23 protein-coding genes are annotated in these 19,759 nt (G+C 60.1%); 16 read left to right on the top strand and 7 right to left on the bottom strand.

Annotation, left to right across the window (positions count from 1 at the left end):
• Positions 1-10 precede the first annotated feature (10 nt).
• The 3 genes from AWM69_RS11405 to AWM69_RS11395 are packed head-to-tail and all read right to left on the bottom strand — an operon-like array spanning position 11 to position 2,179.
• Complete coding sequence (locus tag AWM69_RS11405; protein ID WP_131654673.1) at positions 11-352, bottom strand: DUF3325 domain-containing protein; 342 nt, start codon at positions 350-352, stop codon at positions 11-13.
• Positions 342-1,892: a PepSY domain-containing protein gene (locus tag AWM69_RS11400; RefSeq protein WP_218726838.1), complete on the bottom strand. Its 1,551-nt coding sequence runs from the start codon at positions 1,890-1,892 to the stop codon at positions 342-344. The genes AWM69_RS11405 and AWM69_RS11400 overlap by 11 nt, the downstream gene beginning before the upstream one ends.
• Positions 1,892-2,179 carry an iron transporter gene (locus tag AWM69_RS11395; protein ID WP_131654671.1) on the bottom strand — a complete coding sequence of 96 codons (288 nt, stop codon included), beginning with the start codon at positions 2,177-2,179 and terminating at the stop codon, positions 1,892-1,894. Before AWM69_RS11395 ends, AWM69_RS11400 begins: the two co-directional genes overlap by 1 nt.
• 215 nt (positions 2,180-2,394) lie before the next feature.
• Between AWM69_RS11395 and AWM69_RS11390 the strand changes: the two genes are divergently transcribed.
• The 4 genes from AWM69_RS11390 (at position 2,395) to AWM69_RS11375 (ending at position 5,071) form a co-directional block, all read left to right on the top strand.
• Entirely contained in the window at positions 2,395-2,736 is a 342-nt protein-coding gene (locus AWM69_RS11390; RefSeq protein ID WP_131654670.1) for an FKBP-type peptidyl-prolyl cis-trans isomerase, read from the top strand.
• A gap of 39 nt (positions 2,737-2,775) precedes the next feature.
• On the top strand, positions 2,776-3,888 hold the full coding sequence (locus AWM69_RS11385; protein WP_218726836.1) for a DUF1615 domain-containing protein: 1,113 nt from the start codon (positions 2,776-2,778) through the stop codon (positions 3,886-3,888).
• Positions 3,889-3,983: 95 nt separating this feature from the next.
• A complete protein-coding gene (locus AWM69_RS11380) occupies positions 3,984-4,385 on the top strand; it encodes an MbcA/ParS/Xre antitoxin family protein (RefSeq protein ID WP_131654668.1) in 402 nt (133 codons plus the stop codon).
• Complete coding sequence (locus AWM69_RS11375; RefSeq protein ID WP_218726835.1) at positions 4,385-5,071, top strand: RES family NAD+ phosphorylase; 687 nt, start codon at positions 4,385-4,387, stop codon at positions 5,069-5,071. Before AWM69_RS11380 ends, AWM69_RS11375 begins: the two co-directional genes overlap by 1 nt.
• Before the next feature lie 17 nt (positions 5,072-5,088).
• Here AWM69_RS11375 and AWM69_RS11370 read toward each other — a convergent pair whose 3' ends face one another.
• A complete protein-coding gene (locus tag AWM69_RS11370; protein ID WP_218726833.1) occupies positions 5,089-5,313 on the bottom strand; it encodes a hypothetical protein in 225 nt (74 codons plus the stop codon).
• A gap of 263 nt (positions 5,314-5,576) precedes the next feature.
• On the opposite strand from AWM69_RS11370, the gene AWM69_RS11365 reads away from it, so the two are divergent.
• The 6 genes from AWM69_RS11365 to AWM69_RS11340 all read left to right on the top strand — a co-directional run bounded on the left by AWM69_RS11365 (position 5,577) and on the right by AWM69_RS11340 (position 9,319).
• Positions 5,577-6,032, top strand: coding sequence for a GNAT family N-acetyltransferase (locus AWM69_RS11365; RefSeq protein ID WP_131654666.1), 456 nt, complete (start codon positions 5,577-5,579; stop codon positions 6,030-6,032).
• A gap of 26 nt (positions 6,033-6,058) precedes the next feature.
• Complete coding sequence (locus AWM69_RS11360) at positions 6,059-6,460, top strand: hypothetical protein (protein ID WP_131654665.1); 402 nt, start codon at positions 6,059-6,061, stop codon at positions 6,458-6,460.
• Positions 6,461-6,584: 124 nt separating this feature from the next.
• Entirely contained in the window at positions 6,585-6,923 is a 339-nt protein-coding gene (locus AWM69_RS11355) for a hypothetical protein (protein ID WP_218726832.1), read from the top strand.
• Positions 6,924-7,043: 120 nt separating this feature from the next.
• Positions 7,044-7,598: a UPF0149 family protein gene (locus AWM69_RS11350; protein ID WP_218726830.1), complete on the top strand. Its 555-nt coding sequence runs from the start codon at positions 7,044-7,046 to the stop codon at positions 7,596-7,598.
• An 80-nt stretch (positions 7,599-7,678) separates the two neighbouring features.
• On the top strand, positions 7,679-8,359 hold the full coding sequence (locus tag AWM69_RS11345; protein WP_218726828.1) for a GNAT family N-acetyltransferase: 681 nt from the start codon (positions 7,679-7,681) through the stop codon (positions 8,357-8,359).
• 123 nt (positions 8,360-8,482) lie between these two features.
• Complete coding sequence (locus tag AWM69_RS11340) at positions 8,483-9,319, top strand: CAP domain-containing protein (protein ID WP_218726826.1); 837 nt, start codon at positions 8,483-8,485, stop codon at positions 9,317-9,319.
• 57 nt (positions 9,320-9,376) lie between these two features.
• Here AWM69_RS11340 and mqo read toward each other — a convergent pair whose 3' ends face one another.
• Positions 9,377-11,023 (bottom strand): malate dehydrogenase (quinone), encoded by a 1,647-nt coding sequence (mqo, locus tag AWM69_RS11335; protein WP_218726825.1) that lies wholly within the window; start codon positions 11,021-11,023, stop codon positions 9,377-9,379.
• A 621-nt stretch (positions 11,024-11,644) separates the two neighbouring features.
• On the opposite strand from mqo, the gene AWM69_RS11330 reads away from it, so the two are divergent.
• Positions 11,645-12,004, top strand: a complete 360-nt coding sequence (locus AWM69_RS11330; protein WP_131654660.1) for a hypothetical protein — start codon at positions 11,645-11,647, stop codon at positions 12,002-12,004.
• Entirely contained in the window at positions 12,005-12,187 is a 183-nt protein-coding gene (locus AWM69_RS11325; protein WP_131654659.1) for a DUF1289 domain-containing protein, read from the top strand.
• Between the two features lies 1 nt (position 12,188).
• Here the strand turns inward: AWM69_RS11325 and yghX are convergent, their stop codons facing one another.
• Positions 12,189-13,073: a YghX family hydrolase gene (gene yghX, locus AWM69_RS11320; protein ID WP_218726823.1), complete on the bottom strand. Its 885-nt coding sequence runs from the start codon at positions 13,071-13,073 to the stop codon at positions 12,189-12,191.
• 117 nt (positions 13,074-13,190) lie between these two features.
• Positions 13,191-14,570, bottom strand: a complete 1,380-nt coding sequence (locus AWM69_RS11315) for an NAD(P)-binding domain-containing protein (RefSeq protein ID WP_218726822.1) — start codon at positions 14,568-14,570, stop codon at positions 13,191-13,193.
• A gap of 556 nt (positions 14,571-15,126) precedes the next feature.
• Here AWM69_RS11315 and AWM69_RS11310 point away from each other — a divergent pair.
• The 4 genes from AWM69_RS11310 (at position 15,127) to AWM69_RS11295 (ending at position 19,639) form a co-directional block, all read left to right on the top strand.
• Entirely contained in the window at positions 15,127-15,597 is a 471-nt protein-coding gene (locus AWM69_RS11310; protein WP_131654656.1) for an FAD/FMN-containing dehydrogenase, read from the top strand.
• 210 nt (positions 15,598-15,807) lie between these two features.
• Positions 15,808-16,623 carry a shikimate dehydrogenase gene (aroE, locus tag AWM69_RS11305; protein ID WP_218726820.1) on the top strand — a complete coding sequence of 272 codons (816 nt, stop codon included), beginning with the start codon at positions 15,808-15,810 and terminating at the stop codon, positions 16,621-16,623.
• 59 nt (positions 16,624-16,682) lie between these two features.
• A complete protein-coding gene (locus AWM69_RS11300) occupies positions 16,683-18,137 on the top strand; it encodes an MFS transporter (RefSeq protein WP_218726818.1) in 1,455 nt (484 codons plus the stop codon).
• Positions 18,138-18,301: 164 nt separating this feature from the next.
• Positions 18,302-19,639, top strand: coding sequence for an MFS transporter (locus tag AWM69_RS11295; RefSeq protein WP_218726817.1), 1,338 nt, complete (start codon positions 18,302-18,304; stop codon positions 19,637-19,639).
• Positions 19,640-19,759 lie beyond the last annotated feature (120 nt).

The following is a 19,759-nucleotide window of genomic DNA, read 5'->3' as shown; positions in this document are numbered from 1 at the left end:
TCGGCGCCCTTCAGGCTGAAAGGAAGGCCTGCATCGCAGCCCACACCGGTACAAAGCCTAACGGCAACCAGACCGCCAGCCGTGGCCGGTAAGGTAGCAGCATCAGCAGGGCGAAGCCGCTCAGCGAAATCAGGCCAAACCAGCCGATGGCACCCATGCCCCAGCCCCAGGCCTGCCCGCAGAAATACCCGCTCAACCCCAGACTGATCCAGCCGGTTACGCGAAACAGGCGGCGCAAGCGGGTTGACGGCGCTGTGTGCCAGACCTGTTTGTAGTGACGCTCCAGCCCCTGACAGAGCGCCAGCATGCCCACGTAGGCAAATGCCCAGGCGAGAAAATAATCAGCCAGCATGTCTGTTCACCTCGGTCAGGGCAGCGGTCTTTTTACGTGGCGCCCGTGCAACTGCGGGCTGCGATACCTTCCACGCCGCCCATAACAGCAAGCCTCCCAACCCCATCGCCACCAGCTCCAGCCACAAACGTCCAGACAGCGCCCAGGGTTGATCCACCGTCAACAGGCTGAGCAGCGGCAAGCCCAGGCACATCACGCCGGCCAGCCCCAACTGTTCGCGCCAGGCCTTCATGTGCGGGCGGAGTACGGCATGCAGCAGGCTCACCGCCCATGCACCAAAAAACACATTCAGCTCGGCATCCGCACGTTGCGCCATGTCCACCGGCAGCAGGCGGTTGCCCCACAGCAAACCGATGCAGGCCAGGCTCAGACCGGCCATGACCGCAATATTGATGGCTTCGACGCCGCGATACAGCGCCTGTGCAACCGGGCTTTCACTGGCGTATTTGCGTCGCCGCTTGACGGTGAACAGCACCAGCCCGCTGGCGATCATGGCGCTGCTGACCAGCCCGCAAATGAAATAGACCCAGCGCATCGAATACCCGCCGAACTGGGCGAAGTGCATGCCGGAAATGACCTGGTGCGTGAGGACGCTGTTGCGCATCTCGCGAGGCCCGGACAATTGCTCGCCCGTCACACCGTCAAAGCGCATGCCCGAGCCCTTGGTCAAGGCAATCCGGTTGCCCAGCAGCGCCCGGATCTGGATTTCGGCATTGTCCTTGCCCGGGTTGGTGATGCTCACGCCCCGCAGCGGGCCCATTACCTCGCGCGCTTTGGCCAGCAGAGGCTCCAGTGCGACCAGAGGTGCCGGCTCGGTGGTCACCGAACGCCTGGCCTCAAGCACCGGCGGCGCGCCATCCTGAGCTTTGAAGAAAGCCTCGCGGTTGCCGTCGAATATGGCGTCCATGGCCGCGGGCATGTAGATCACCAAAAAAATCGCCAGCCCGGTGTAAGTGATCATCAGGTGAAACGGCAACAGCAGCACGGCACTGGCATTGTGCGCATCAAGCCAGGAACGCTGGCCTTTGGCGGGCCGAAAAGTGAAGAACTCCTTGAAGAACTTCTTGTGAATCACAATGCCGCTGACCAGTGCCGCAAGCATGCCCATCGCCATAAGCCCCACCAGGTAAATCCCGATCATGCCGGGCATGTGCAAGGTGAAATGGAACAGGAAAAAGAATCGGCCGCCCGCCGTTTCACGCACCGGCAATACCTCCCCCGTGTCGGGGTCAAGTGTTACCGAAACACCATCGCGGCGTCCGCCGGTCGAGGCCTGCAACTCCGGCGTGCGCGCAGTGGGCAGACTGATGCCCCACTGTTTGGCGTCAGGCTCGTGAACCTGCAGGTACGCCAGCCCACGTTGCACAGCCTGCTCATCGGTGAGGTGATGCGCGGGCAGTTCGGGATGCAACCAGTTGTCGATCTCCTGATCGAACACGGCCAGGCTGCCGGTCAAAAAAATCATGAACAACAACCAGCCGACGATCAGGCCGCCCCAGGTGTGCAGCCAGGCCATCGATTGGGTCAGGGTCTGTTTCATCACAGGCGCTCCAGCAATTGCGGCCAAAAACCAATGACGGCCAAAGGCAGCGCCAGGGCCGCCCCCATCCACGCTGACCATTGATGACGTGCCGCAAACGCCCACAGGATGGCGAAGGTGTAGATCACGAAGGACAACAACCCGGCGACAATCACCGAGTCGACGTCGTCCAGCGGCAACAGGCGCGCCAGTGCTGCGGTAAACGCGTAGGTAAAGGCATAGCCGCCGATCACTGCAGCCAGTGTGCGCGACAGGATCTGCACCCAGGCCGATGTAGCGAGTTTCATGATGTCCATCCTCGACTCCCAGGCCGCCGATGATAAACGCTCTCATTTAAGAGTAAAGGCTATATGACACTCATTGTTATTCCCTGTCGTGGCTGCAAGCCTGTTTACGGGCTTGCCGCGGGAAAAATAAATCAAAGTGTTTGCATAATCCGCCACAACTTGAGAGAAACTCCGCGCGAAATCGTTGTTCTACTTCATCTATCCGGGCGTGCATCATGACTCACGAACTGCAGATCACCGACCTTGTACCAGGCGACGGTAAAGCCGCCGTCAAAGGCGCGCTGATCACCACCCACTACACCGGCTGGCTCGAAGACGGCACGGTGTTCGACTCCTCATTTGAGCGCGGCAAGCCTTTTCAGTGCGTGATTGGCACCGGGCGCGTGATCAAGGGCTGGGATCTGGGGGTCATTGGCATGCAAGTGGGCGGCAAGCGCAGGCTGCAGGTTCCGGCGCACCTGGCCTATGGTGAAAGAAGCATGGGCGCTCACATCACTCCACATTCAAACCTGACGTTTGAGATTGAACTGCTGGAAGTGCTGACACGCGATGACTGAGGTGTTGGCCGGCTATTGTATTTTCAAGGGAGTTGAACGGTGCTTAATCAAGTGACCCGGCATTTTTTATCGGTGCTACCGCTGATCGTACTGGCGGGCTGTAGCAGTCAGAATACCCAGACCCTGCCGAACCTGACGCCGGAGCAAGCCCGCACCCGCATTGTGCAGTTAATGCCGGCCAAAACCCCGGATCGCCAGGGCTGGGCCACTGATCTCTATGCAGCGCTTTCCGCGCAAGGGCTCGCGGCCAGCGACGAAAACCTGTGTTCCGTGCTGGCGGTGACCGAACAGGAATCGACCTTCCAGGCTGACCCACCCGTGCCGGGCCTGCCCAAAATCGCACGCACCGAGATCAACCGTCGCGCCAGCCAGCTGCACATCCCCGCCTTCCTCGTGCGCAGCGCACTCGACATCACCTCGCCCACGGGCAAAACCTACAACCAACGCCTGGATGCCGCCCGTACCGAGGGGCAATTGAGCGCGATCTTCGATGACTTCATTGGCATGGTGCCCTTGGGTAAAAGCCTGTTCGGCAGCCTGAACCCGGTGCACACCGGCGGCCCGATGCAGGTCAGCATCGCCTTCGCCGAGAAACAGGCGCGGGACTACCCGTACCCGGTGGCCCACTCGATCCGCCAGGAAGTGTTTACCCGACGCGGCGGCCTGTATTTCGGCAGCGCCCACTTGCTGGGTTATCCGGTCGATTACACCCAATCGCTGTACCGCTTTGCCGATTTCAACGCAGGCTGGTACGCCAGCCGCAACGCCGCTTTCCAGAATGCTGTGAGCCTGGCCTCCGGCATCCCGTTGACGCTGGATGGCGACCTGACCATTCCCGGTTCTTACAAACTGGGCTCGACCGAACGCGCGGTCCGGGCGTTGCGCACGCAACTGGATCTCAGCGACAACGCCATCCGCCGCCAGCTGGAAAAGAGCGACAGCCTGGACTTCAACGAAACTGACGTCTATCAGCGGGTCTATGCCCTGGCAGAGCGCCAGCAAGGCAAACCCCTGCCCCGCGCCATGCTGCCAGGGATCACCCTGCAAAGCCCGAAAATCACCCGCAACTTGACCACGGCGTGGTTTGCCAAGCGGGTGGATGATCGTCGCCAGCGGTGCATGAGCCGGGCCAAGACACTGCCCAAGCCCTGAAACAAACGCAGCATCCAGTTCAGATCCGAACTGGATGCTTGAAATAATCCGCATGCGGAGTATGGTAGAACTTAACCTCATCCAAGGAGCGCGCCATGGGTCTCCCTGCCCGTCATGCCGAAGCCGATATCACCAGTGGTGATGCCGGTCGCGTGGCCCTGACTTTTTTCTTCAACCTGATGGAGCACTGGGGTTGCAGCAAGGAGCAGCAGTGCACGCTGCTGGGATCGATCGGCAACACCACCTACTTCAAATACAAAAAGCTGCCCAATGTACGGCTGCCCCACGACACGCTGGAGCGTATTTCGTACCTGATGGGCGTGCACAAGGCCTTGCGTATCCTGTTCAGCAATCAGCCTGAGCGCGCCTATGAATGGGTGCACAAGGCCAATGCCGCACCGCCGTTCAACGGGCGAAGCGCCATGACGTACATGCTCGCCGGGCGGGTCGTGGACCTGGCTGACGTGCGTCGTTATCTGGATGGGGTACGCGGCTGATGCCGGCGCGGTTGCCGGACTGGAACAAGGCCTACCGCCTGATCAACAGCGCATTTCCGCCAATCTCGGTGTTTGAGGACACCGTAGATCCGGCAGATCTGGAGATCGCCTATGCCCTTGAAAGCCTGACCAACGATCGCTTGCGCGACCAGGCCGGCCTGCTGGACCGGGTCAGGCCCGAGGATCGACTGTCCGGAGAAGGCTCGACCCCGGTCATGGCCGCCTTCACTCATATCGGTCGGGCCAGCCGCTTTACGGATGGCAGTTATGGCGTTTATTACTGCGCCAGCAGCCTTGAAGCCGCGATTGCCGAAACCTGCTTTCATCAGGCGCAATTCTGGCGCGCCACGCAAGAAGCCAGCATTGAGATCACCCTGCGCACTTACATCAACAAGGTGCTCAAGCCCATGATCGACGTGCGCGACGACGCCAGCCTGCATCAGCCATCAACGGCCGGTTACGCGGTGTCCCAGGCCTTCGCCCGCCCCCATCGGGAACAAGGCGCCTGGGGCCTGCTCTACAACAGCGTGCGCCTGAGTGGTCATGAATGCGTTGCAGCGTTCCGCCCGCCGGCGCTGTCCATCCCTGTGCAGGGGCCGCACTTGCGGTATGTCTGGGATGAAAAGGTGCAGGACATCGCATGGGTGCTGCAAGTCAGTGAAGTGGCTTTCAAGCCCGCCGGGTAAACCCGCTTAGCCGGGGGTCAAGCGGTGTAGTGCTTGAACAGCTCCTCCTTGATAATCAATAACGCGTCTTCGTAATAGCGCTCGCCCCGGGCCTCGCTGAGCAACACTGAGCGCACACTGCCTTCTCCTTCGCTCGGGGTGTGCTCACAGGTCAGGTAAAACTCGGCCGTTTCGGGCTTGAACTCCAGGTAATAAAACAGCTCGCGACCTTCGCGGTGCCAGTAACCTATTTCTCTGCGCATGGAATTGCCTTGTTCGGTCCGGGTAAAAAGGGACAGATTACCTGTCGCCGAAGACGCTGTCCGGTAAGGACCGAACCGCAGTACGACGTTGCGCAGCCGGACGCGGCCTCGCTGCTACGATAAAGGCCGACGGCAGGCTTAATGCCAAGAGTGGGGGGCAACCCATCGCAGCCTTCGGCAGCGGCTACAGAATCACTCAAGAACTGTAGCTGTTGATGATCCGAAGGGCCTTCAAGAGCGGCAACAGAATCGAGGGAGTGTCCATGCAGTGTCAGATCCGTCCGGCCATCCCGGCCGATGCGCCCGCCATCAGCGCGGTCATCATCACCACATTGCGTGAGTCCAATGCGCAGGACTATTCGCCGCAGATCATCGCCGACGTCGAGCAACACTTTTGCCCGGCCTCGATCCTGTCATTGATGGGCAAGCGCCAGATGTACGTCGCGGTCATCGGGCAAGACGTCGTCGGCACGGCCAGCCTTGACCAGGCCGTGGTACGCAGTGTGTTCATCCGTCCGGATTGCCAACGCCTTGGTATCGGCCAGCGTTTGATGGCACGCCTCAAGGACGCCGCCCTGGCGGCGCATCTCGATGAACTGCATGTCCCCTCTTCGCTGACCGCAGAGTCTTTCTATGCCCGACTGGGCTTTCGCAAGGTCCGCGATGAATTCCACGGTGAGGAACGCACCGTGATCATGCACCTGCGTCTGGACGCTTAAACCGTCTCACGACTATGCTGAGGCCGATGACTCCCTCAGTAGCGTTGCGCTCACCTTGCCCACCCGGCGCCTGCATTTGCGAGCGGGAGCAGCTGTTGACGACGCCCGAGGGCGATCTGCGGATCTTCAGCCTGACCCGTCAGGCCGAAAAAATCCTGCTGGAGCGGCTGGAAAATGTTCAAAGCCTGAGCGACCTCGAACACATGCAACGCCGGATGTACGAGCAGTTGGGTATCCAGGTGCAGATCGAACCCGGGTTCAATGAGGTGCGAACCATGCGAGGCATCAGCATCCGCATTGCCGAACAACCCGGGCTGTGCCGGAAAACCCGCCAGTCGATCCCGGCGGCTATTCGCCGGGCCCTGGAGAAACGTCCGGAAATTGCCTACAAACTGCTGGACGGTCACGACTTGCTGCGTGATACCTGAATCAGCGCTGAAACGCGCACACAGCCGTAGCAGCAGGCTTTTTTATAGCGTTACAATGTTTTCACTTGCTATCACCTTGATAGCTACCCTATAAGCGCGTCTTTTAATTCAATAGAGTCTTAGCATGAGCACCGGATTCACCGAGGACGAAATGCGCAGAGCGCTCGGCCTTGATACACCAACGCCCGCTGTCGCCCCCCACGCCGAACCCAAAATTGAACCCCAAGCCCTCATAACGCAGGCCCCACTGCCCAAAGCGGTGCCCCGTACGCCGGTAAAACGCCGCGGCCCGATGCTGCGCGTGACGTTGCAGGTCAGCAAGGAGTACGACGGCGAAGAAACCCTGTTTGTCCATGATGCCAAGACCCTGAGCCGATTTGATGCCGAACAGGACGCTAAAAAAGCCTTGGCCAAGGCCGGTTTCAAATACTTTGTGGTCGAATCCATTGTCACCGTGGACTAAGGTTTCAGCTGCCGCCGGATAATTGGATCTGGCTAAACGTCGCGGTACAGGGCATCCTCCGCGACTTTTTAATGCGCAGCCTCGCTTCCGGCCGAGCGTATCCCGCAAAGGAATCTGTCCATGCAAGACCAACCCCTGAACGCCGCCGACTTCGACGCCATCGAAAGCACCCTGCTTAAATATGGCGACGACCACTCGGTCCTCAACCCTTCAGAACTCGACGGCTATTTCACCGCCCTGGTGTCCAGCCCTGAGCCAGTGGATATTGCCGAATGGTTTCCGGGGATCTGGGGCGGGCAAAATCCGGCCTGGGAAACCACTGATGAAGCCAAGCAGTTCATCGAACTGAGCGTGCGCCACATCAACACCCTGGCCCGCCAGCTGGCAGAAGACAGCGCCGCCTTCGCGCCGCGCTTCGAACAGACGGAACACCTGGGACACGACGTGACCCTGGCTGAAGAGTGGTGCTTCGGCTACCTGCGCGGCGTGGCCGTCGCCAACTGGACGCCACTGCCGGCCATCCAGGCTACGTTGCTGCAGGCTATCGCAGACTGCGCCGAGCAGGACAACTTCGAATTGCCGCAAGACCTGGATGTGGTTGCGCACCAGCAACGTGTGGCAGCCATTACGCCTGCTGCACGTGCGCTGCACGACTACTGGCTGAGCCAGCGCTGAGTTCGCGCGCGCACTCACACTCTGCAGGCACTGCCACGGCGGCAGTGCCTACTTAAGTCATTCGCCAGGACACAGGCCCCATGATCACCCTCACCCACTTTGACACCCCGTGCAGCGAGCCGATCAACAGCCAGATCCTTCAACTCGTCGTTGATCATCTCAGCGACATCAGCGCGATGGAAATCGCCCCGAGCAATCTGCTGTACAGCGTCTATCAGTATGCAATCGGCTATGAAGTGCACCTGTATCTTGAGGCACTCGGTGGTGCAAAAGGGATCGCCGTTGAGTTGGTTGTTGCAACGGACGAACAAGACCCGGACACCGTCATCGGCTTTGTCCTGTATTTACCGGTCAAAGATGATCCACAGGCCTGCGGCATTGCTTATATGGCTGAACGGGCCAGTCACCGGCATCTGGGCGTGACACGGGCCATGCTGCAGGAGGTGGTGCGCCGTTACCCCCACACCGAACTGACCTGCAGCGTCAGCAAGGTCCCGGCGCTCGAGGGCATGGGCTTTCAAGTCATCGGCACCCGTGGCCCGCAAGTGCTGATGAATACCCGTGATCACAGCACGGATGGCTTGATGGGCATCCTCGACGTCGCCGCCATCTACAGCTCGACGGAAGTACGCCAGATTCATACCTATCTGCTGCAGCGCAACGGCAAGAAAGCCATGCTCGAGGCAGAGAAAAAACGCGACCGCCAGATCGATCAACTGACCGCCAAAGCCCGGGCCTTTGTGGCTCAACGCCTGGCGTAAAACCGCTGCACCCGGTCAGCGCGAAGGCGACCCGTTGCATGGCCAACCGCCGTGTACGTTTGTGAGTGGCCCGCAGGCCGGGAAATAACGCATCATGGGCCCCTGCGTCCAGAGGAAACCTTCATGCGCGTTCAATTCACCCTGTTAACCCTGGGGCTGGCGTTTGCCACTTCAGCCCTGGCCACTGAGGAAACGCAGTTGGTCGAGTCGATCAACGCCTGGCGCAGCCAGATCCAGCGCTGCGCCGGGCAAGTGTCTCAAGAATTGCCCCCCTTGGCGTCTGACCCGCGTCTGGTGCTGCCGTCCAATAACGCGGGTGATCTGCAAGGCGCAATCGGCCGTGCCGGCTACCCGATGGTCACGGTGCAGGCCATCAGCCTGTCCGGGCCACGGGATGCGCAGGCGGCCATGAAGGCGGTGCAGGAAAGTTTCTGCAAAGTGGTGCTCGATCCACAATTTGTCGATATCGGCGTCAGTCGTCACCAGCGCGACTGGAAAATTGTACTGGCCCGCCCGCTGCTGACCGGAAAACTGGGCGACGGGCAGGTCGAAGGCCAGAAAGTACTCGAGGTGATCAACGCCGCACGCACCCAGCCACGCCAATGCGGTAACCAGGCCTTTGCCGCCACCACTGCGCTGCTCTGGAATACCACCCTGGCTAGCGCAGCCGAATCCCATACCCGGGACATGGCCAATAACAACTACTTTGATCACAAGAGTCGCGAGGGAACCACACCAGGGGATCGCGCAGAGCTGTCCGGTTATATCGGTCAACAAGTCGGTGAAAACATCGCCGCCGGACAAGACACGCCGAACGCGGTGGTTGCGGGCTGGCTGGCCAGTCCCGGACATTGTGCGAACGTGATGAACCCGGGGTTCAAGGAGCTGGGCGCCGCCTATGCGGTGGACCCTAAGAGTGACGCGGGGATTTACTGGACGGCGTTGTTCGGAACGCAGTGAATGCGTTGACCCGGGAGGAAGCAGCCCCACCCGATCCTGTCGGGCGGGGCTGTTTTTTTACAGCGCCATGTCAGCCGCTGGATTGCTTGGCGCAGGCGTGGCCGGCGCAGCAGGTACTGCTTGTGTAGCGGTTGCAGCCGGGATAGCCGGTGGCGGAGTCAGTTGCAGGACTTCGCTGGTGTATGCCCACTCCTGAGCAACGCGCTCAGGCGAACCGTTGAGCTTGGTGCCGTAGCTCGGAACGATCTGGTGCAGCTTGGTTTGCCACTCAGGGCTGGCTACCTTGTCCTTGAACACGGTTTCAAGCACGGTCAGCATGATCGGTGCTGCAGTCGACGCGCCAGGCGATGCACCCAGCAGGCCGGCGATGCTGCCGTCTTTCGCGCTAACGATCTCGGTGCCGAGTTTCAGCACGCCGCCCTTCTCTTCGTCACGTTTGATGATCTGAACACGCTGGCCGGCTTGCCACAGGCGCCAGTCTTCCGACTTGGCATTCGGGAAGTATTCTTTCAGTGCGTTCATGCGGTCTTCGTCGGACAACATCAGTTGACCGGCCAGGTACTCAACCAGCGGGTACTGCTCGACACCCACCTTGGCCATTGGCCAGATGTTGTGGGTCGTGGTGCTGGTCAGCAGGTCGAAGTACGAGCCTTCTTTCAGGAACTTGGTCGAGAACGTCGCAAACGGGCCAAACAGGATAACGCGCTTGCCATCCAGCACGCGGGTGTCCAGGTGCGGAACCGACATCGGCGGCGCGCCTACCGAAGCCTTGCCGTAGGCCTTGGCCAGATGCTGTTGAGCAATGGTCGGGTTCTCGGTGACCAGGAACGAACCACCAACCGGGAAGCCTGCGTATTCCTTGGCTTCAGGAATGCCGGACTTCTGCAGCAGGTGCAGTGCACCGCCACCCGCGCCGATGAACACGAACTTGGCGTCGGTCTGGGTTTCGGAGCCGTCTTTCAGGTTTTTGTACACCACACGCCACGAACCGTCTTCGTTACGCTTGATGTCCTGAACTTCGCTCGACAGCTTCAGCGAGAAGTTAGGCAGGGCTTGCAGGTGAGCCGCAAACTGGCGCGTGATTTCGCCGAAGTTCACGTCGGTACCCAATGGGGACCAGGTGGCCGCGATTTTCTGGTTCGGGTCACGCCCTTCCATCATCAGCGGAACCCACTTCTTGATTTGAACCGGGTCTTCGGAGTACTGCATGCCAGCGAACAGCGGGCTCGCCTGCAGCGCTTCGTAGCGCTTCTTCAAGAACTTGATGTTGTCGTCACCCCACACAAAGCTCATGTGCGGCGTGGAGTTGATGAACGAGCGCGGGTCTTTCAGCACACCGTTCTTGACCTGCCAGGACCAGAACTGACGCGACACCTGAAAAGCTTCATTGATTTCAATGGCCTTCGGGATTTCAACGTTGCCGTTCTTGTCTTCCGGCGTGTAGTTCAGTTCAGCCAAGGCCGAGTGACCGGTGCCGGCGTTGTTCCAGCCGTTGGAGCTTTCCTGTGCCACGCCGTCAAGACGCTCGATCATCTCCATCGACATGCCAGGTTCCAGCTCGTTGAGCCAAACACCCAGCGTGGTGCTCATGATGCCGCCGCCAATAAGCACAACATCTACGTGTTTGGTCTCGGCAGCCTGCACGGACGAAAGCCCCATGCTCAGTGCCAGGCCCAGTAGCCCCTTGTTCATCTTTTTTAACATTTTGTCGTACCTAAGATAAAACGCCATCCGCCCGGCATACACCCATGACTGAATCGACTCATTCCAGGCAGGTCGCCTGGGATCAAACAGCCATCAGGCCTTTTGCGGGCAGAGATATAAGGCCTATGTTCACTATAGACCTCACTGATATGTACCTTGGACGCTGATCTCTTATTGGTTTTGGCTTCAGCAACTTGGGTGACATTTATGTTGTGTGTAACAGTCGTGGCCCATGACAGATCGGATCTGCCCAGCTCCTTCACGCCGCCCACTTTGTTGCCACTCCATCGGTCTCTGACCACCTGACGCTTCCTTCCCGGAAACCTGCACAGACTTGAAAATCCAGGGCGGCCAGCCTTTAAGCCGCGACATTCTACCTCAGGTGCCGGCGTGGGCAAAAACGCATCTTTCATAGGGTTTTTAGCCCGGCTGAAACGATTGGGTGACTGCGCGGCATGACGCCTTGCGCCCTATCGCCAGTACGCGTGCACCGTGCCCCCGCAAACAGCCTGTTTGACCGCTGCCGCCGCCCGAATGCAGGCCCTGCATGAAAGGGCATGCCGGCACAGGCCTCTGTGACTTATCATTGCTGCTTTGCTCCGCTCTCCAACAGGATTCACCATGTCTTTAAGCAATCGCCATCAGGCGCAGTTCGAACGCCGCCTGATCAAATCCCTGACCGATGTCTGCGAGACGGCCAAAGGGCAAATCCCGGGCTTTGTCTGGCTGACCCATGCCGTCAACTATGAAGCTTTCCCGGTCAGCCTGAAGGTGGTCTGGGTATTCGACACCCAGGTCAGTAAAGACTTTGCCCTGGCGGACGGTGAAGCTGGCTATATGGTCGAACTGACGACCAGGGCCTTCGAGGACGCAGGCGTGAAAGTGCGCAAGGTCGCCGACCACGTGTACTTCGACTCGGAAGAAGAGTGCCAGCGCGCCAATGGCGGCAACTGGCCAAAACGTTTGGCCCACAAACGCTAAATGGCCAAGGACATAGAGAATCCGTGCATCGCCGTGTGCCAGTTAAGCGGTGAACTGTGCGTAAGCTGTGGCCGGACCAAGGACGATATCCGCAAGTGGAAGCGCATGAAGCGGCCAGAAAAAATGGCCGCCGTGCAACGTGCCAGCACGCGCTTGAAGAGCCTGCAAAAAAAGAACAGCTGAGCTAGTTCAGGTTGCCCCGCAGCCAGTCCAGCGTCCTGCTCCAGGCCAGGGTTGCCGCGGCCTCATCGTAACGAGGCGTCGAATCGTTATGGAAGCCGTGGTTGGCCCCGGGATAGATATAGGCCCCAAAGGTCTTGCCATTGGCCTTCAGCGCTTGCTCGTAGGCGGGCCACCCCTCATTGATACGCGTATCCAGCGCACCAAAGTGCAGCATCACCGGCGCCTTGATCCGACTGACATCCCGTGCATCCGGCTGACGCCCGTAAAACGACACCGCCGCCGCCAGTTCCGGGTAAGCCACAGCCGCCGCATTGGCCACGCCGCCGCCATAACAAAAACCGATGATCCCGACCTTTCCCGTCGTTGCATCGTGGGTCATCAGCCATTCAATGGCCGCGAAGAAATCGTTCAGCAGCTTTTCAGGGTCGACGGTTTGCTGAAGCTCCCGGCCTTTGTCATCGTTGCCGGGGTATCCGCCCACTGACGATAAACCATCGGGCGCCAGGGCGATGAAGCCCGCCTTGGCCAACCGCCGGGCGACATCTTCAATGTAGGGGTTCAGACCTCGATTTTCATGGACCACCACCACCGCCGGCAACTTGCCCCGGGCCTGGGCCGGACGCACCAGATAGCCGCGCACCTGACCATGCCCATTGGGTGACGGGTACTCAATGTACTCACCCTTGATATCGGGATCTGTCACCGCGACCTGTTCGGCGAGTGCGTAATTGGGGCTCAGTGCGCCCAGAACCGAGAGCGCGGTCGCGCCCAGGGTAAACACCGCGGCACGATCAAGAAACTCACGTCGATTGATCTTGCCGTGGACGTAGAAGTCATAGAGTTCCAGTAGCTCAGGGGCAAAGTCTTTCGCAGTGAGACGGGTCATCTGTGCGTTTCCTTCAGGACGGTTGGTGTTGACCTCTAACCATAGAACAACCCGCGGCACAGTGAAGAGCAATGGCGCAAGCAGCCGGGGGCCCTGCCCCAGGCTGCCAACGTACGGCTAGCGTTGAGCCAGCGTATCAACCCCGGCCTGACCGGACGTTTCACGCAGGTACTCTTCCATCGAGTCATCCAGCGCCTGTAACCAGCGCGTGTGGTGAGGCACGGCCGCAGTGCCGGTGATCACCGAACGATAGGACTTGTCGCGGTAACCCATGATGTCGCGCTTTTTATCGGTCTTCCATTTGAGGAAAATCTGATTCACCGCGTCGATATCAAAACTCGGGTAATCGGTCTGTTCGATCAGGTGTTTGATATAGCTGCCCTGGAACTCATACATAGAGGCCGTGGACTCCAGACTGTCTTCCCTGGCTCTCCAGCGCGCACTGTCGGCCTGCATTGCCGATGTTTCAGGCAAGGCAATACGTCCCAATATGTAGTCGCGGACAAACCAGGCCTGGGCATCAAACAGGTTGAAGCTGTACCAGAGGTCCTGCATGCCAAGGTAGATCAACTGCGGGTTCTGCTCCCAGACCACGCCTTGATAGAGACCCAGCGGCCAAAGACGATTAGCCGTCTTGAGGGTCAGGTCGTCCGGCAGGAAAGGAAAGTGGTGCTGGTAACCGGTACACAGAATGATCGCATCGACCCGCTTGCTTGATCCGTCGCCAAAGTAGGCCATATCGCCCTCAACCCGGCTCAACAGCGGACGCTCTTCCCATCCCTTGGGCCATTTGTAACCCATGGGTTGGGTGCGGTACGTGCTGGTAATCGAGCGGGCGCCATATTTGTAGCATTGCGAGCCAATGTCTTCGGCCGAATAGCTGCTGCCGACAATCAGCAGATCCTTGCCCTTGAGCTCGGTGGCCTCACGAAAGTCGTGGGCGTGCATGATGCGCCCCGAAAAACGCTCAAAGCCTTCAAACTCCGGCACATGCGGCGTTGAAAAATGGCCGCTGGCCACGATCACGTAATCGAATACCTGAGTCACACTTTGCTGGAGCCCGTAGTCATGGGCAGTGACGGTAAATTCCCGCGTATCGGCATCGAAACTGACCTGTTTGACCGCCGTATTGAAGCGAATGTAATCGCGAACGCCCGCCTTGCTCACGCGGCCCTGGATGTAATCCCAAAGCACCTCACGCGGCGGGTACGACGAAATCGGCCGACCGAAATGCTCGTCAAAACTATAGTCCGCAAACTCCAGGCATTCTTTGGGTCCATTCGACCAGAGGTAACGGTACATGCTCCCGTGAACCGGCTCACCGTGCTCATCCAGACCCGTACGCCACGTGTAGTTCCACATGCCTCCCCAGTCAGCCTGCTTCTCGAAGCAGACCACATGGGGCATGGGCGCACCCTTGGCGTGAGCGGATTGAAAGGCACGCAGTTGCGCGAGGCCGGAAGGACCGGCACCGATGATTGCGACACGAATAGACATAGAATTCCCTCAACAGATTGAAAACTGAAAAAACAGAACCCCACTCGCCTGACAGCAACTGCTCAGCGGTGAGAAAAACATTCAGAAATCAAAAAGCTGGCGGAGGGACCGGACGGTTGCGTTTGCCCGTGACGAGGGCATCACGTAGCGCTGTCGGTGCCGCATATAAACGCGTGGGCAGCAATGACGCGGAAGACAGAAGGGTTGCAGCTGGGGGTTTATGACTCGGCCCGTAGCCCTCACTGCGTTGCGCAGAAGGCAGGCCCGAAGGGCAAAAGATACGTGTGGTCTCATTCATCGAGCTTATTTAGCCTCTTATGGTTATGAATTTACCTTTTACCTATAACGGATAGGGATTTGGATTACAAGTTTGAGCTGGAACAGGCTCTGCAGATCCATGACCGCCGTGAGGTGGGCCATCACACCGCAACAGCCCTGGCAATGGACCGGGGCCCCGCACCGCTGCAAGGCGCGATGGGCTACCATGCGCCGCGAGCCTGGCCTCTGCCGGGTCGTTGTACGTCGACACCCACACTGAACCCGGAGGAATTGAACGGTGAGAATTGCCTGTGTATTGCTGTTGAGCGCACTGCCCATGCTGGCCCAGGCGGCCGAGGTCGGTGAGCGCCTGACGCCCTGGACCCTGCTCGACCAGCATGACCAGCCCTACACCCTGGACACCCGCACCCGCACCTTGCTCGTGGCACGCAACATGGATGGCGCCAAACTGATCAAGGCCGCCCTGAAAGACCAGCCCAAAGGCTACCTGGAAGCGCGCAAGACCGTATTCGTCGCCGATATCCAGCGCATGCCATCGTTGATCGGCAAGCTCTTCGCGATTCCGGCCATGCGTGACTACAGCTACCGCGTGGTGCTCGATCGCGATGGCAAAATCGTCGCCCAGTACCCAGGCGCCGAAGACAAGGTGCTGTGGTTGCAACTGGATAACGGCACGTGGGTCGCCGAAAAAGAGTATTCCAATGCTGATGAGCTGCGCGAAGCCCTGGCCAAACTACCGGTCGAGTAAAAACGGCGCTCGGAAGCACCCGCAAAATGCCCCGAGCGCAAAGAATCGACACCTGGCCGTTGCTGCTGCAAGGGCCAGGCAGCAATAGGGCAAGATCGGGCGCTTGCGGTGATCACCGTACGTGATCACGGCATCACCATAAACGATTGGCACACGAAGGCCGGAGCGGTTGAAAGTGGCGTGGTCTAATCCCGCGCCAAGGACTGCCACATGCCTCACTCCCTGCCGACACTCTGCGGCTCAATCATGGGCTCGCCGTTTTCCCTCTCTGCAAAGATCCACAACGCCGCCTATGCAGCACTGGGTCTGGACTACACCTTTGTCTGTTTTGGCGTCGATGATCCGGTGGCCGCCGTGACGGCTATCCGGACTTTGGGCGTGCGCGGCATGAATGTCTCCATGCCCTACAAAACGGCAGTGATACCGCACCTGGATGCCATCGACGAATCTGCCAGGGCCATCGGCGCGGTCAACACCATCAACAACCTCGACGGTGTACTCACCGGTTACAACACCGACTGCCTGGGAGCGGTACGGGCCCTGCAAGAAATCACCGGCCTGAACAACAAGCGCATTGCCGTTATCGGGGCCGGAGGAGCTGCCCGCGCGGTGGTCTACGGCTGCCTGCAAGCCCGGGCGCAGGTCGCGGTGTTCAACCGCAGCCCTGCACGCGGGATGGCCCTGGCCGAAGACTTGGGTGCCCACTGGGGCGGCAGTGTCGAAGCCTTCGATGCCAGGGCCTTCGACATTGTCATCAACGCAACCTCTGTGGGCTTCAAGCAACCGGACAGCAACCCGCTGGACGGTCGCCTCGCCAGCCACCTGATTGTCATGGATGTGGCGTTCATGCCGGTGCACACCGCCCTGCTTCGGCAAGCCAAAACCCTGGGCTGCCGCACCGTTACGGGTACCCGCATGCTGGTACACCAGGCCTGCCGGCAAATCGAACTGTACACCGGCCATGAGGCGCCGATCGACATCATGGAGCACGCCATGCTCCAGGAAATACGGCGTTTGAAGCTGTAAGCAACCCCGCTGCCCGTCCATAACAAGAAGCCGTAAAGGCACCTGCCAGAGGTACGCACATGACGCATGATCATTCTGCAACCGACATGACCCTGGATCCCGATGCGCACGTGCGCAAGAAAGACCTGCACCGTGCAGCCTGGGCCTGCTCCCTGGGCAGCGCCCTGGAATACTACGACTTTGCCCTCTATACCCTGGCGGCGGCACTGATTTTCGGGCCGCTGTTCTTCCCTGAACAGACCCGGGCCATGAGCCTGATTGCCAGTTTCGGCACCTACTTCCTGGGGTTTGCGATACGGCCGCTCGGCGGCGTACTGTTCGGCATGATCGGGGATCGCATCGGGCGCAAGTTCGTGCTGGCGTCGACAGTGCTGCTGATGGGCATTTCCAGCACCCTGATTGGCGCCCTGCCCACCTTTGAGCAGGTTGGCTACCTGGCCCCGGTGCTGCTGGTGATTCTGCGTCTGCTGCAGGGATTGGGCGCCGGGGCTGAACAGGCCGGGGCCGCGGTCATGATGACGGAGTATGCCCCCGAAGGCCGACGTGGCTTCTATGCCGCCCTGCCGTTCCTCGGCATTCAATTGGGTACCATTCTCGCCGCGCTGGTGTATTTCCTGGTGGTCAGCGGTAATGACAACGTCATCGACAGCGGGCTGTGGCGTGTGCCGTTCTTCAGCAGCGTGGTGATCGTTGCTCTTGGGCTGTACATGCGCATGTCCCTCAAGGAGTCGCCGACCTTCATTCGCCTCAAGGCGCTCAAGCGGGTCTGCGATAACCCGCTGAAAAGTGCCCTGAAGTACTCAAAACCCACGTTGCTGATCGGTATCGGCCTGCGCCTGGGGGAAAACGGCGGCTCGTCGATCTACCAGGCCCTGGCGGTGAGCTATATCGTTGGCGTGGTCGGCCTGCAAGGTCCGGTGGGCGTGCTGACGTTGATCTGTGCCGCCACCCTTGGCGCGCTGACGGTGCCGATGGCCGGCAAACTCAGCGACCGCTTCGGGCGTGTCGTGGTCTACCGGGCGTTTGCGCTGCTGCAATTGGCCCTGGCCTTCCCGGTATGGTGGGTGCTGAGTCTGGGCAATGTGGTCGCGAGCGTTATTGCCATCTCCATTGCGCTGGGCATCGGCACCTGGGGCATGTTCGGCACTCAGGCGGCGCTGATGCCTGAACTGTTTGGCTCACGACATCGCTATATGGGGGTGTCGATTGCCCGGGAAGCCTCGGCCGTCATCGCCGGCGGCATTGCGCCGATGATCGGGGCCGGCATCATTGCGCTGGTGGTGGCCAGCCACGGTGGTGATCCGGACGCCGGCGTGGGGGCCTGGCTGCCGATCGCCTGCTACCTGGCACTGCTGACGCTGATCACGCTCTACACCACGCTCAAGACCCCGGAAACCCTCAACCGTGATCTCGACGAACCGCGCGATGCCTGGGAAATGCTGCATGCCCGCTCAGAGGCCAGCACGACACCGCCCGACGCCCCGGTCAGGGCCATGCTCAAAGCACGAACCTGAGTCTCACCATGGGCCGGAGCGCGGTTTCACAACCGCCGCTCGCCCATCCCGCCCTTCAGTGCGTGCGAGAAGTCGGTGCTGACTATGCCGATGACATATTTGAAATGAACCGGCTGGGTGGCTACCCCGATAATCGACGCTTACGGATGAGCGTCGAGGTTCCCATGAGTAGCGCAGTTGCAGAGCAGGTCAGCCCCAAAACCCTGAGAAAAGTGATTGTCGCCGCGGCCATCGGTAACTTCGTCGAGTGGTTCGACTTTGCCGTCTATGGTTTTCTGGCCACCACCATCGCCCAACAGTTTTTCCCCAGCGGCAACGCCGGAGCGGCATTGCTCAAAACCTTTGCCGTGTTCGCTGTGGCCTTTGCCTTTCGCCCCTTGGGCGGGATCTTTTTTGGCATGCTGGGCGACAGGATCGGCCGCAAGCGAACCCTGGCGATGACCATTCTGCTGATGGCCGGCGCCACGACCTTGATCGGCATACTGCCCACCTATGCCGCGATTGGCGTGATGGCACCGATTCTTCTGAGCCTGATCCGTTGCGCCCAGGGGTTTTCCGCCGGAGGCGAATACGCAGGGGCCTGCGCCTATTTGATGGAACACGCGCCCAATGACAAGCGGGCCTGGTACGGCAGCTTCCTGCCGGTATCGACTTTTTCCGCCTTCGCGGCCGCTGCGGTCGTGGCCTACGCACTCGAAGCCTCCCTCTCGGCCGAAGCCATGGCCAGCTGGGGCTGGCGCCTGCCATTCCTGATCGCGGCGCCGCTGGGCCTGGTGGGGCTCTACCTGCGCAACAGACTGGATGAAACCCCGGCGTTCCAGGCAGTGACCCAGGAACACGCCGTCGCCCACTCGCCGCTCAAAGAAACCTTGCGCAACCATGGCGCGGCCATCTGCTGCCTGGGGGCTTTTGTGTCGCTGACGGCACTGTCGTTCTATATGTTCACCACCTACTTCGCCACCTACCTGCAAGTCGCTGGCGGCCTGAGCCGTGCCACAGCGCTGCTGGTGTCGCTGATTGCGCTGATTTTTGCTGCCGCACTGTGCCCGCTGGCCGGGCTGTACTCGGATCGGGTGGGACGGCGGGCGACGATCATGACCGCGTGCGCGCTATTGATCGTCGCCGTGTACCCATCGTTCCTGATGGCCAGCTCGGGCGGGTTCGCAGCCTCCATCGTCGGCGTCATGCTGCTTGCCTCGGGTGCGGTGCTGTGTGGCGTGGTGACGGCTGCCCTGCTCTCGGAAACCTTCCCGACCCGCACGCGCTATACCGCATCGGCCATCACCTACAACATGGCCTACACCATTTTTGGGGGCACCGCCCCGCTGGTGGCCACGTGGCTGATCACCACTACCGGCAGCAACCTGTCGCCAGCGTTTTATCTCATCGCGGTGGCCTTGCTGGCACTGGCCGGTGGCCTGGCGTTGCCGGAGACATCACGGATCTCCCTGAGCGCCGTGCCAACGCCAGAAAAACCCGCAGCCGGGGTCAGCGTAACCTGATGGACTGAGAGCGCACTGGAGCCCGCCGGCGCAATTCTGGATTGCGCCCGGCCTGCAGCAGATGCCGAACGGTAATGGATGATTTTCTGTCCTGCTATTCATCGATAGACGGGCGTGCGA

Source organism: Pseudomonas sp. D1HM (assembly GCF_019266105.1).
GTDB classification, from domain to species: Bacteria; Pseudomonadota; Gammaproteobacteria; order Pseudomonadales; family Pseudomonadaceae; genus Aquipseudomonas; species Aquipseudomonas taetrolens.
This window is presented reverse-complemented; position numbering and strand designations above follow the sequence as displayed.